This window comes from Tannerella forsythia 92A2 (assembly GCF_000238215.1).
Classification (GTDB): domain Bacteria; phylum Bacteroidota; class Bacteroidia; order Bacteroidales; family Tannerellaceae; genus Tannerella; species Tannerella forsythia.
In genome coordinates, this window is the sequence record NC_016610.1 from 986,773 (window position 1) to 998,824 (window position 12,052).

Below are 12,052 nucleotides of genomic sequence, written 5' to 3' on the forward strand. Positions count from 1 at the left end.
CTTCAGAAGTATTTCGTGATTCTGCCTTTCCCGAACGAGTCCATCTCGTTGATCATCCGTACGGCTGACTCAATCAGCGGATAAGCGCAAATTGCGCCCGTACCTTCGCCCAGACGCATCCCGAGGTCGAGCAGGGGACGCGCTCCCAACGCCTGCAGCACCAGACGATGCCCCGCTTCGCCACCACAGTGCCCGAAGACGGCATACGACAAGACATCAGGGTACAGACGCGCCGCGGCCAGCATGCAGTTCGTCATGATGAACCCGTCTACCAGAATCAGCATCTTGGCCTCCGCTGCCTGCAACATCCCACCCACGGCCATCACCATCTCATACCCTCCGAACCGGCTCATCACCTCTTCCGTCGAACGTTCGCCGCGAGCCTGCTCCAATGCCCGGCGGAGCACGTCGTACTTGTGCCGGATGCCGGCGCTGTCCAGCCCTGAACCGGCGCCGACGCATTGCTGTAAGGGAATATCCGTCAGGCAGGTCATCCATAGCGATGACGACGAGCTATTACCGATTCCCATCTCACCGAAGCTGACGACGTTACATCCTGTAGCATGCACGTCGCGTACCACGGCAGCTCCACACTCCACGCACAGTTCCATCTCCTCACGCGTCATTGCCGCTTCATGCAGGTAGTTACGTGTGCCTTTGCGCACTTTCCGATCGATGATACCCAGTCCGGGCGGAAAATCATAATCTACTCCCGCATCGATCACTTTCAGCATGAAGCCGTGCTGACGACAGAGGAAATTGACGCCTCCTCCGCTACTTTTTATGAAGTGAATGCATTGCTGCCAAGTTACTTCCTTGGGCGATATGCTGACACCCTCTTCCGTAATGCCGTGATCGGCCGCAAAAATAAGGTTGAAGGGACGTCGCAACGAGGGGCTGAGTGTCTGCTGAATCAACCCTGCTTGTAATGCCAACTCTTCGAGACGCCCGAGCGAGCCTTTCGGCTTCGTCAGGTCGTCGATTTTTTCCTGTAACGCTTCACGGATATGCTCGTCAGGCTTTTGGATATGGAATTGCTTCATGATGGAGATCCTTTATCTGCAACAAATTTACGCAAACAAAAAAGAATTGTCGTTATAAAACGATCGGAAGTTACCATGACTGTGCAGCGCTCATCGTTTGTTTACAGAATTCGCCCCGTTAAACGAAACGAAAGAACGGGATAGACGACCCATTTCTGCAACGTGTGCGAAAACTCAGGCCGGTTGATGTCTGCCTTGCCCAGATTCGTTCCGTGCCTGTCATAAATATCGGGCTTACCTTGTACCATCGCTCCCAACTCCATCCGGAAGCCGACTCTTCGCACGGGAATGGCACGTCCGTAGCCAATGGCCGCATACGGCTTAAAAACGCTCGCGCGCACTTCTGCCTCGATTCGTCCATGCTCCGCCGGAATGATGTAACCATCCCATTTCAGATCGCGGTCCGACTTTCCGTTCAGTTTAGCAATCGCCCTGTTTCCAAGATAGAAACCTCCCGATACGAAAAATGCCGAACGGGTCGGATAGAAATCGAGCAATATCTTGCTGTTCACCATCCGGACCTCGCCGTTTATATCGGTTCTATTGGCGTATTCTTTCCCATGATCATACAGATTCATCTTTGCGGTGAAATCTACCGCAAGCGCTGATACGCCGCCCCGCAGCATCCATTTCGGATGCAGCGAAGTGACCAGCTCCGCATCGATCCCCGTCGTACCCATCGAGAGTCCTGCGCCCAGCGATGAGAAAGTCCCTCCGCCTTGCGCTGCCGTATGCATGGATACCATCCATCCGCATACCATTAATAATACCGTAATCTTTTTCATCTCTTTTTCAAACTTGCAACAAAAATACAACAGCTTGTGATGATTCCGAGTTGAATTCGTTATTTTTCTCGTTTTTCTTGCATGTTACCTATCGGTAACGTAACTTTGCGGTTACTTATCGGTAACATTACAATTGAGAAGGAGACATGAAAGATAGAGAACGTACGGAGAAAAAGATTCTCGACGCAGTCGGAAGCATTATCGCGGGCGACGGCTTCGAAGGGATAGGGATAAATGCCGTAGCCCAACAAGCAGGAGTATCTAAGATGCTTATATATAGGTATTTCGGAGGGTTGAACGAGCTGATTTCCAGTTATCTTCTCCAAAAGGATTACTGGGTAAACACAAACATCGATTTTAGGGAATCGTCCGACATCGGCGAAAGTCTGAAACGACTGTTCCGTGAACAGATCCGGCAGATGCGCGGCGATATTACACTGAGACGATTGCACCGATGGGAATTGTCCACAGCGGATCAGACGGTCCGCCTGTTGAGGGAAAGAAGGGAACGGAACGGCTGTGAGCTGGTAAAAGCGGTGGGTGAGCTGACCCATTCGCCCCATGCGGAGGTCGCCTCTTTGGCAAGCATCCTTTCGGCATCCATCAGCTATCTGGTCTTGATGGAAGAACAGACGGCCGTGTATAACGGCATCGATTTGCAGAGCGACACGGGATGGGAGCAGGTCGCGCAAGGAATCGACCTGATGATTGATTTATGGATGAAACATGTACGACAATGAGAAAGATAGTATTCATCGTTTTATTTTTAGGAATAATGAACCGTATATTCGCACAAAACACAGATTTTCTGTTCATGATTGAGCAGGCAGTGAAAGCTCCTTCGGGACACAACACGCAGCCGTGGCTGTTTAAGACAGGAGAAACAGAGATCGAGATCCGTCCCGATTTTACCAAATCGTTGCCGGTCGTCGATCCCGATAATCGGGAACTGTTCGTCAGTCTCGGATGCGCCGCGGAGAACCTTTGTATCGCGGCGTCGCACAAAGGATATCGCACAAAGGTTGCTATCGAGGAAAATGGAATTATCCGCATCATCCTTTCCAGGGAAGAGGAGGACATTCCTTCTCCGCTGTTCTCTCAACTGTCCGTCAGACAAACGAACAGGAGTATTTATAACGGAAAGATCATCCCTGAGGACAGCATCCGACGCCTGAAATCCATCGCGACGGAGCCTTGTATAGGCATTCATTTCTTCCAAAACGGCTCCTCGGAGTTTGAGGCCATTTCGGAACTGATTTATGAGGGAAACAGTCGGCAGATGCGAGACCAGCACTTTCTGGCCGAATTGCGGCAATGGATGCGCTACAACAAGAAGCATCAGAACACGACAAGAGACGGGCTGAGTTATGCCGTATTCGGTGCGCCCAATCTGCCGCGTTTTATCTCAGAGCCTATTATCTCTCAAGTGATCAATGAGAAATCTCAAAACAAAAATGACCGGAAGAAGATCGCCTCCTCTTCTCATTTTATCCTGTTTACCACCCGAAACAATACGATCGAACAGTGGGTAAACGCAGGCAGGACCTTGGAGCGCATCCTTCTGACAACTACAGCTATGGGGATTGTTCATGCGTATATGAACCAACCCAATGAGATTCCGGAACTTTCACGAAAGATGGCCGAAATGCTGGGTATGACCGATGAATACCCTACCGTCCTGATACGCGTAGGGTACGGAGAAAAAATGCCCTATTCCTTAAGAAAAAGCATAGAGGAGCAGATGGTTAAGGAGTAGTCACGGAGCAACGCGCATTCCGATAATCGCTCTTCTTGCTGCTCAGAACGAATTGCTCGGGACTTTTCTGTGATTTCTGATCAAAAAGACGTACCTTCGAAGTCTGAAAAACATTATGTCTCATTTAAAACGCAATCGTCATGAAAAAAATCGTTATTCTTACAGGAGCCGGAATGAGTGCCGAAAGCGGAATCTCTACGTTTCGCGACTCGAACGGATTATGGGAAAATTATCGGATTGAGGACGTGGCTACGCCCGAAGGGTTCATGAAAAATCCGCAGTTGGTACTTGACTTCTACAATCATCGCCGGCGCGAATTGCTGAACACCCAACCGAATGCCGGACATCGTGGTCTGGCTGATTTGGAAAAAGATTTCGAGGTACATATCATTACACAGAACGTTGATAACCTGCACGAACAGGCAGGCAGTACCCATGTTACTCACCTGCATGGGGAGCTGATGAAGTCTTGTTCAGTCAAGAACCTCAATCGTCCGTACGATATTTCGCCCGAGCAGCCCGATCTGCATGTCGGAGACAAAGCGCCCGACGGCGGACAGCTGCGTCCCTTTATCGTCTGGTTCGGTGAGCCTGTGCCGAAAATTGAAGAGGCGATCCGATACGTCGAGGATTGTGATATTTTCGTCGTGATCGGCACCTCGCTCAACGTTTATCCTGCGGCCGGATTGTTGAACTATGTCCGTAAGGAGCAGCCCATCTTCCTGATTGATCCGAAAGAGGTGAAAGCGTATCGCGGCGATATCGAATTTATCCGGTACGGCGCTTCGGAAGGTGTAAAGCGACTCACCGAACGGCTGAAAACGATGCGGTAAAAAAGTTGTAACAAAATATGCGCTGCTCCGTCTTCTCCATGACGGGGCGGTCTTCCGATCGGCCGAGGAAAGCTGTCCTGTCTTTGCAATAAATTACTATCTCATTATTCTGTTTTACAGCCTGTTTATTTCTTCCAGCAGGAAATCTTCGATGTTGATGTACCGCACACCTCGGTCGTCTGTCCATGGCAGGATATCGTCGCGTACCACGACGATTTTGGTATAGGAGTCGTCGGTGCGGTTGAGGGAATTGACCTCCTGCCGCCGTTTTTCTTCATCGGCCACGGTCAGGGCCGACTGGATGTAGTAACGTTTGTCCGTCAGATTGACCACGAAATCAATTTCGAGCTGCGTGCGTACCTTCTTCCCGGCGACGGTGTGGTTATACTCGACCACGCCGACATCCACGTTGAACCCCCGTGCCGTGAGTTCGTTGTAAAGGATGTTCTCCATGATATGGTTTTCTTCCTGCTGACGGAAGTTCAGGCGGGCGTTGCGTAACCCTATGTCCGTGAAATAGTATTTCAGAGGCGTGTCGATATAGGAACGCCCCTTTATATCGTAGCGGTACGATTTACCCAGAATGTACGCATCGATGAAGCAGTCGAGGTAGGCGGAGACGGTTTCGTTCTTTATCTTCAATCCCTTGACCGACCGGAACGTATTGGACAGCCGAGTCGGGTTGGTAAGCGAGCCCACGGCGGAAGCCACGACATTGAGCAGCTCGTCAAGGGTCTCCGCATCGGCGCGCAGACGGTTGCGCTCGATAACGTCTTTGATGTAGGTAAGCCGGAAGAGGTCTTGCAGGTACTTGGATTTCTCCCCGTGGGTACTTTTCTGCATGACAAGCGGCATTCCCCCGTAGGTCACGAACTCACGCCACGCGAACCGTTTCTCCTTGGGGTAGGCGGCGTGAAACTCATCGTAGGTAAGGGGCGTGATATGTATCTCCTCGCCCCGGTCGCGGAAAGCGGTAGCCACGTCGGAAGATAGCATCTTGGAGTTGCTACCCGTTACATAGACATCGACGTTCGACAGACCTTTAAGCCCCAGAAGCACATCTACGAAGGTGATTTTGGAACCGGAGTTTCCAGGCAGATAGGGATTGTCTACCTCCTCCACCATCTGTATCTCGTCGAGCAGGACATAGTAATCTTTCGCGGTGTCACCGACCAGCTGCCGGAGGTATGCCCCCAGTTCCAGCGGATTGCGGTAACGTGCGTTGATGTCGTTGTCCAGTTCGAGCATAACAATTTGCTCCGGCGCGATGCCCTCCTGCAGGAGATAGTCGCGGTAGAGGACGCCCAGCAAATACGACTTTCCGCACCGTCGGATGCCCGTTATAATCTTTATCTGACCGTTCTTGCGGCTTCCGATCAACCGCCGAAGGATTCTTTTGCGTTCTATTCTCATCTTTGTAAAGGCTGTTTTTGCGGTTGTCCGCACTTTTACCCTGCAAAAATAGGAATAATATCCATAACTCGGTTGTAATCACCCGGTAATTTTTCGTCTATCCCGTTTCTGTTTCGGCAATTCCCTGATTCTACACCGCTGGCGTCGGCGCGACCGGTTTCGCCCTGTCCCGTGTTTCCGGCTGTCTCCGCCTGCCGCATCGCCTTGTTTACGGATGTTTTCTACGTTGTTTCCCTTCTGTTTTACACCTGTTCCGAAGCCATTGCCGCGTCGCTTCCCATGTCTTACTTTGCAGCGCCTTCCCCTTCGGGAAGCGACATTGACAACACGAGTATTTACTAAAAAAAGGCGCAGGGATGGAAAGCATCGGCCACTCCGGCATATCCGTACTGGACAGGCAAGCGGAACGGTCTGCTTTATCGCTCCGATGATGCAGTGTTGAAAAAGAAGTGAAAATCTCTGAACTAAAACGTTTCACAAATGCCAGACCGCCTCACTCCGTCCGACTCTCCTTTATCTCATAAAGTCCGTCCGTTATTTTCTCTATTCTGCTTTCCGATTCGAATTGTTTGAGATACGATTCAAGACGAAAGCTAATGGTAGGCACCAGTATATATTTCATTTCCTCTGCCGGCAGACTTTGGCAAAAAGCCTTTACATCATTCACGAACTGCCACTGCTCTTCCCACCCCCTATCAACCAACCATACGGACAAACGTCTATCTTTATCCTGAATTGTCAACAACCTTTTATCACTATCATAGTAAACATCTTGCCCCTCTGTTAAACACATAGATGCTATTGGTGCCCATGTTGCCCAGCTACATGCTATGATATTTGAAGAAGAAGGGAAGGTTTCAATAGCTCTTTTTTGATTTTCACAGTCAGTTTTCAATTCCGACTTAAGGGAATGAATATACCATGGATAGAAGATATGCCCGGAAGCAAGGCACAGTTCATCTGCGGTAGCTACATACTGCCCGGCCCCTATGCCAAGAGACAACGCAGCACCTGATGAAGAGAACGAAACAGAACAAATGTCAAGAACAAGACCTTCATTGTATCTCCTATCTTCATACGTGTATGACAGATTCGGATTCGGAACCCATAATCTTACCGACACCGTGTAGTAACCAATCACACACACCACCACAGCGTATCTCAATAACCTGCGGTTCGAGAATGTGCGGCAAATCCATGACAACGCCCTGACGCCTGCTATAATTACAAAAGGTGCGATGTAGAGATAGTGTTTGCTAGCGCAGCCCATCTTGCGAAAGAAAAAATGCAGAAGCAGAATGGGCAGCAAAACGAGAAAGAGCTCTCTCCACATACGCTGACTGCACAGTCTGCATATTCCAAGTGGAAGCAAGAGCAGATATGGAAGGGAGTAGAAGCCGAAAATGGACATCATATTCTGTGTCAGCGTAATTATACCATTCCATGCTTCATAACTATTTGCAGAAGAAAAGAAGTCCGCTTTAAGAAGCCGGAAGAAAAAGATATCTACTGTAACAACTGATGCGGCATAGACAATCGAAAGGATTATGCTTTTTTTCGAAGTCTTGCCCTCGAACAGGAATAAGGGGAGAATGGCGGGATAGGCTATCATGACATCCGCCCGCAGCAATGGGGCCGCACACATAAGCAGGCCGGCTGTCCAGTACCGTTCCTTTGTCAGGCATATCATAGCCCAGACAAAACAGGCGGCGGCCGGAATGGCGGAATTAGGATACATAGCTATGGCATACATTTCAGGCAGGAGCATTGCGGCAATCAGCACATTTACCCGCCTCCCGTTTGTGACGTGACGGGCAAACTCAACGCATCCGATTAGAAAAATAAGACTTGAAACAGCTGTCACAAGACAATATATCTGCTCGCACGTCAGGATGGGCATCAGGTGTTTCAACGCAACCACCATAATGATTGTCAGCGGTTGCATATAGTACGCGTAACTAATGACAGGGGGAAACTCCAGCCCATGACTGTACGCATAATCGCATCCGAGTATAAGCTGCAAACTATCAGTTTCATAGCATGCAAGCGGAAATACACCTAAGGCACACCATACTATGAATACCGACATCAATATAAGGTAGGCATGTCTGTTGGTAAAATTCCACCAAAAGGAAAATAATTTCATAAATTATTTATATGTTTCTGTTTATACATTTTGTAGGCTTCTTTCAGCATATCTTCATCGTTGTAGCGGGGGGCCAGTCCAAATCAGCAACTGTGTCGGAGATGTCCAGCACATATCCCTCGTCGACAATCATATACTGCTCTTTGTACATAATGAGAATACCGAGCGAGGCGAATATCCCGAGCATAGACTTGACAAGCCCCCCGGAGTAGGCAGCACGAATGAGCGAGAGCCCGCATCCCGAATCACGCCCCGCAGCAGATGACAATACACATTCATCTTCTTCATTTATAATTTATAAAGTAGTGTTCATCTGCGTAAGAAAGCATCTCTCTGTCGCCTCGGCTGTCGCCATATGCAATCAGACGGTACTCCTTCCGGTCGGGATATGCCGATTGCAGCCGCCTCACCTTTTCTGTGCCATAGCAATTCGGTGTAGAGAACCGTCCTGTCAGTACGCCGTTCTCGGTTTCGACCTCGGTACACAGCAGCCGGGTGAATCCGGCGGTTTCCGCCCACGGACGAATCCAGCGGTCTATCGATGCGCTGACGACGCACAACTCATATTTCCCGCCGGTATACTCTCTTACGGTCTGCAGCAACTGTTTTCTGAGCATTCGGGGTAACCGGTCTCTGCAAAAATCCTCACAATATGCGTCGAAGCGTCCGACAGACATCCCTTTAAAAAAATGGGAGAATACCCTTTGCTTGGCTTTCCAGTTGGGATAAAACCCTCCTTTCATCGCCACCAACATCGGGGCGAAGAGGGCAAGTCCCACCGCGAAACGCCAAAAGCCGAGGCTGAAGCGGATAAATGCAGGGAATGTGTCCCGCGTCGTCAATGTCCCGTCGAAATCGAAAGCTACCACTGTCCGCATGACCTCACAGATAAATGATTATACAGAACACCGCAATCCAACCTGCTATGGTGCATTGGATAAAACGATCCTCCATCAGAATCCGCGTCGGAGAGCCGCTCGCGCCATCTACCAGAATCCGCTGCAGATAGCGAAGTATCCCCAAAAGCACGAAGACACTCGTCACATACAAATGCTCCGAATTGAGCCGGAGTATTACCTCCGGACTGACGGTGTACATAATATAGCAGACCAATGTCACCGAAGCGATAATGACGATAGCAGCATTGAGAAAGGAGAGGTTGAAACGGGAAACCGTCTTGCGTACTTTCATTCCGGTCTCATTGTAAATCAGCACATCGTCTCTGCGCTTGGCAAATGCAAGGAAGAGAGCCAGCAGGAAGGTCATCAGCACAATCCAGTTCGACAACGGGGTTTGAGTCGCTGAAGAACCCGCTACAAGCCGGAGGACGAAGCCCATGGATACGATAAACACATCGGCAATGGCAACTCTCTTAAGATAAAGACAGTAAGCGATGTTGAGAAGGATATATACGGCAATAACTGACAGCACACTACCCGAATGTGCCCCTCCGGACAAGAGTTCGATTGCTGCGGACAAAAGCAGGAGAGAGCACATGATAGCCCAGCCGATGTTCCTTGACAGGATGCCGGCAGCAAAAGGTCGCTTGCATTTTCGGGGATGGGCACGGTCTGCCTCAATGTCCACGATGTCGTTAAGGCAATAGATGGAACTTGCCGCGAAAGAAAAAGAGAGAAATACCGAGAGCGTTACGGTAAAGTTCGCTATGTCGAACAGACTGCCGTTGAAAAACAAAGGGAGAAAAACAAAGGCGTTCTTTACCCACTGCTGCGGCCGCAATATGCGGAAAACGGCAAGGATTTTCTGTATGTACATAACCTGTATTCATGCGACCCCAGTTCCTAAGACCAATTATAATAAAACAGAGAGCGTGGAACTTGTATGTGCCACGTCTTAACGAGAAGATGATAGGAAAAACCTTTGTAAGCAGATGTGGATTAACAGTCCCACGCGGATGTGTGGAGACCATTACACCATTCTCTTACTTACGTGAGTTAAGTTTCCTAGGCTTTTCTCGTACAAGAAGAAGACATAACGCCTCTAAATATTCTGTCCGAATATAGCTTGTGCCAAATTCGTTGCAAAAGTAATGTTTTTTTTATTGAGATTTATACCTTTATACGGATTTTTTCTTACTGGCACATCTCTTTTCAAACCGTCAGACTCCCTCCCCCGTTTTCCAAAGGATTTTGTCCTCTGCCTGTTGCACCAGCATTTGCAGATTCGCGTTCTCGGCCGGTCGATAGTCAATAATCGCATTGATTCTGTCGACTTTTTCAGAAAAACAATTCCCTATCGCAAATTGTAACCATTATGTTACCTAACCACTCGAAAACACAATATAACAGATTGATAATGCGGATGATATAAATTTATTTGGCATATCAGCCCATCTTCCTGATTGATCCGAAAGAGGTGAAAGCGTATCGCAGCGATATCGAATTTATCCGGTACGGCGCTTCGGAAGGTGTAAAGCGACTCACCGAACGGCTGAAAACGATGCGGTAAAAAAGTTGTAACAAAATATGCGCTGCTCCGTCTTCTCCATGACGGGGCGGTCTTCCGATCGGCCGAAAGGATCGCCCTGCCATTGCAATGAATTAAAAAGAAGAACAATGAGAAAGAATGTTTTAATCATGCTGGCAGTAGTCTGTATGTGTCAGGGCTGCTTGCCGAAAGGAAAGAAAGAAATAGCCGAACACACGAATAGTCCGGTAGAACAGCTATTCCGTGATTTTGCGAATGAGAAAGGCGCTGTGCGCGTCGGTGTCGGAGGGATGATGATGGCGTTTGCGCGTTCATTTGCCGATACGAAAGGAGTGACGGACGTGAAAGTCTATTCGTTCGGCGAGTGCAATCAGGAGGTAAAAGATCGTCTGAACGAAGCGATCCGCTCGTTAAAAGACGATACGTATGAGACGCTTGTCTCGACGAGTCAGGACGGAGAGCGTACGAAAGTGTTGGTTAAGATCAAAGAAGATCGGATTCGTGAGCTTATCGTTATAACCGGCGGAAACGATCCGGCACTCGTACAGATCAAAGGAAACATCAAACCGGAAGATATTGAAAGCCTGATAAAAGAGCATCCATAAGCTTCGCATACGATGACGGCAGAGAGCTTTAAACAGCGCTACTTTTCTTTGCATCCGAGGCTGTACCGGGTCGCGTTCACGATCTTGAAGAATGAAGATGATGCGGCCGATGTGCTACAGGATGCGTACTGTAAACTTTGGGACAACCGTGAGCGATTAGGCACGGTCGATCATCCGGAAGCATTCTGTGTTACGATGGTAAAACGCCTCTGCCTCGATCTGCTTCGGTCGCCGAAATCGGCACAGAAGAGTGCGGTGGAAGAAGCATTTATCATCGATGATCAGACGCCCTGCGAAGCATTAGAGCAGAAAGAGATGCTGGGAAAAGTCAGGATGTTGATGCAACGACTGCCGGAAAAACAACGCCGCGTACTTGAATTGCGAGGATACGCCGACTGCTCATTGGAAGAGATCGGGCGCATCATGGGCGAGACTTCCGCCAATGTACGGGTGTTGCTCTCGCGGGCACGAAATACATTAAGAATGAAAATAACGAACTGAACGATGGGAGACCGAAAAGAAATAAATGAATTGCTGGCCGCTTTTTACGCGGGTACGACAACACGTGAGGAAGAGGTGCGACTGAAAGCATTCTTCGACGATGCAGACCTGTCCGAACGATGGCATGCCGACCGCGATATCTTCCGCGCCCTCTACGATCCCGCGGACATCGTACTGCCGGAAGGCCTCTCCGACCGACTCGAACAGGTGCTCAACCGATATATCGGAGCTCCGCATCGTCCGAGGAAGCAACCGAGCAGGATCAGGAGACTCTATGTCGCGGTCGGGAGTGTGGCGGCCGCCGCATTGCTTTGTGTGACGCTGTTCTTTATCGGAGAGCATCGACAGCCCGTGCCTATTACGGCCGATACGTTTACCGACCCACACGAAGCGGAGCTTGTAGCGACGGAAGCCTTAGCGCTTGTCTCGATGCATCTGAACAAAGGGCTGTCTCCTTTCGAGAAGGCGCGAAAGAATATGGACAAAACGAATGAAGTACTTGAAAAACTAAATTTGAAATGA

14 protein-coding genes and 1 pseudogene are annotated in these 12,052 nt (G+C 49.4%); 7 read left to right on the top strand and 8 right to left on the bottom strand.

Annotated features, from left to right (window positions below):
* Window positions 1–2: 2 nt before the first annotated feature.
* Together cobT and BFO_RS03965 are read right to left on the bottom strand one after the other, a co-directional pair.
* Entirely contained in the window at window positions 3–1,043 is a 1,041-nt protein-coding gene (gene cobT, locus BFO_RS03960) for a nicotinate-nucleotide--dimethylbenzimidazole phosphoribosyltransferase (protein WP_014224328.1), read from the bottom strand.
* 101 nt (window positions 1,044–1,144) lie between these two features.
* The gene (locus BFO_RS03965) at window positions 1,145–1,828 is read right to left on the bottom strand and encodes a hypothetical protein (protein ID WP_041590656.1); all 684 of its coding nucleotides are present in this window, start codon (window positions 1,826–1,828) and stop codon (window positions 1,145–1,147) included.
* Window positions 1,829–1,974: 146 nt separating this feature from the next.
* Between BFO_RS03965 and BFO_RS03970 the strand changes: the two genes are divergently transcribed.
* From BFO_RS03970 to BFO_RS03980, 3 genes are all read left to right on the top strand, one after another.
* Window positions 1,975–2,568: a TetR/AcrR family transcriptional regulator gene (locus BFO_RS03970; protein WP_014224330.1), complete on the top strand. Its 594-nt coding sequence runs from the start codon at window positions 1,975–1,977 to the stop codon at window positions 2,566–2,568.
* A gap of 35 nt (window positions 2,569–2,603) precedes the next feature.
* A complete protein-coding gene (locus tag BFO_RS03975; protein WP_041590657.1) occupies window positions 2,604–3,584 on the top strand; it encodes an Acg family FMN-binding oxidoreductase in 981 nt (326 codons plus the stop codon).
* 140 nt (window positions 3,585–3,724) lie between these two features.
* A complete protein-coding gene (locus BFO_RS03980; RefSeq protein WP_014224332.1) occupies window positions 3,725–4,417 on the top strand; it encodes an SIR2 family NAD-dependent protein deacylase in 693 nt (230 codons plus the stop codon).
* 114 nt (window positions 4,418–4,531) lie between these two features.
* On the opposite strand, the gene BFO_RS03985 is transcribed toward BFO_RS03980, so the two are convergent.
* The 6 genes from BFO_RS03985 to BFO_RS04005 all read right to left on the bottom strand — a co-directional run bounded on the left by BFO_RS03985 (window position 4,532) and on the right by BFO_RS04005 (window position 9,752).
* Window positions 4,532–5,830: an ATP-binding protein gene (locus BFO_RS03985; protein WP_014224333.1), complete on the bottom strand. Its 1,299-nt coding sequence runs from the start codon at window positions 5,828–5,830 to the stop codon at window positions 4,532–4,534.
* Between the two features lie 35 nt (window positions 5,831–5,865).
* Window positions 5,866–6,030 carry a hypothetical protein gene (locus BFO_RS15505; protein WP_014224334.1) on the bottom strand — a complete coding sequence of 55 codons (165 nt, stop codon included), beginning with the start codon at window positions 6,028–6,030 and terminating at the stop codon, window positions 5,866–5,868.
* 293 nt (window positions 6,031–6,323) lie between these two features.
* Window positions 6,324–7,775 carry a hypothetical protein gene (locus tag BFO_RS03990; protein ID WP_143569576.1) on the bottom strand — a complete coding sequence of 484 codons (1,452 nt, stop codon included), beginning with the start codon at window positions 7,773–7,775 and terminating at the stop codon, window positions 6,324–6,326.
* 244 nt (window positions 7,776–8,019) lie between these two features.
* Window positions 8,020–8,244 (bottom strand): hypothetical protein, encoded by a 225-nt coding sequence (locus BFO_RS03995; protein ID WP_041590659.1) that lies wholly within the window; start codon window positions 8,242–8,244, stop codon window positions 8,020–8,022.
* A 16-nt stretch (window positions 8,245–8,260) separates the two neighbouring features.
* On the bottom strand, window positions 8,261–8,854 hold the full coding sequence (locus tag BFO_RS04000) for an HAD-IB family hydrolase (RefSeq protein ID WP_014224337.1): 594 nt from the start codon (window positions 8,852–8,854) through the stop codon (window positions 8,261–8,263).
* 4 nt (window positions 8,855–8,858) lie between these two features.
* The gene (locus tag BFO_RS04005; protein WP_014224338.1) at window positions 8,859–9,752 is read right to left on the bottom strand and encodes a decaprenyl-phosphate phosphoribosyltransferase; all 894 of its coding nucleotides are present in this window, start codon (window positions 9,750–9,752) and stop codon (window positions 8,859–8,861) included.
* A gap of 570 nt (window positions 9,753–10,322) precedes the next feature.
* On the opposite strand from BFO_RS04005, the pseudogene BFO_RS16385 reads away from it, so the two are divergent.
* From BFO_RS16385 to BFO_RS04020, 4 genes and pseudogenes are all read left to right on the top strand, one after another.
* Window positions 10,323–10,445, top strand: a pseudogene (locus BFO_RS16385) (NAD-dependent deacylase); the annotation flags it as partial.
* A 107-nt stretch (window positions 10,446–10,552) separates the two neighbouring features.
* Window positions 10,553–11,029, top strand: coding sequence for a DUF4252 domain-containing protein (locus tag BFO_RS04010; RefSeq protein WP_041590660.1), 477 nt, complete (start codon window positions 10,553–10,555; stop codon window positions 11,027–11,029).
* A 12-nt stretch (window positions 11,030–11,041) separates the two neighbouring features.
* Window positions 11,042–11,530, top strand: a complete 489-nt coding sequence (locus tag BFO_RS04015) for an RNA polymerase sigma factor (RefSeq protein ID WP_014224343.1) — start codon at window positions 11,042–11,044, stop codon at window positions 11,528–11,530.
* A 3-nt stretch (window positions 11,531–11,533) separates the two neighbouring features.
* Entirely contained in the window at window positions 11,534–12,052 is a 519-nt protein-coding gene (locus BFO_RS04020) for a hypothetical protein (RefSeq protein ID WP_014224344.1), read from the top strand.

Bases quoted from the DNA above. Each gene is read 5' to 3' on its own strand.
- cobT (WP_014224328.1), bottom strand. From the start codon at position 1,043: ATGAAGCAATTCCATATCCAAAAGCCTGACGAGCATATCCGTGAAGCG.
- BFO_RS03965 (WP_041590656.1), bottom strand. From the start codon at position 1,828: ATGAAAAAGATTACGGTATTATTAATGGTATGCGGATGGATGGTATCC.
- BFO_RS03970 (WP_014224330.1), top strand. From the start codon at position 1,975: ATGAAAGATAGAGAACGTACGGAGAAAAAGATTCTCGACGCAGTCGGA.
- BFO_RS03975 (WP_041590657.1), top strand. From the start codon at position 2,604: ATGAACCGTATATTCGCACAAAACACAGATTTTCTGTTCATGATTGAG.
- BFO_RS03980 (WP_014224332.1), top strand. From the start codon at position 3,725: ATGAAAAAAATCGTTATTCTTACAGGAGCCGGAATGAGTGCCGAAAGC.
- BFO_RS03985 (WP_014224333.1), bottom strand. From the start codon at position 5,830: ATGAGAATAGAACGCAAAAGAATCCTTCGGCGGTTGATCGGAAGCCGC.
- BFO_RS15505 (WP_014224334.1), bottom strand. From the start codon at position 6,030: ATGCGGCAGGCGGAGACAGCCGGAAACACGGGACAGGGCGAAACCGGT.
- BFO_RS03990 (WP_143569576.1), bottom strand. From the start codon at position 7,775: ATGCAACCGCTGACAATCATTATGGTGGTTGCGTTGAAACACCTGATG.
- BFO_RS04000 (WP_014224337.1), bottom strand. From the start codon at position 8,854: ATGCGGACAGTGGTAGCTTTCGATTTCGACGGGACATTGACGACGCGG.
- BFO_RS04005 (WP_014224338.1), bottom strand. From the start codon at position 9,752: ATGTACATACAGAAAATCCTTGCCGTTTTCCGCATATTGCGGCCGCAG.
- BFO_RS04010 (WP_041590660.1), top strand. From the start codon at position 10,553: ATGAGAAAGAATGTTTTAATCATGCTGGCAGTAGTCTGTATGTGTCAG.
- BFO_RS04015 (WP_014224343.1), top strand. From the start codon at position 11,042: ATGACGGCAGAGAGCTTTAAACAGCGCTACTTTTCTTTGCATCCGAGG.
- BFO_RS04020 (WP_014224344.1), top strand. From the start codon at position 11,534: ATGGGAGACCGAAAAGAAATAAATGAATTGCTGGCCGCTTTTTACGCG.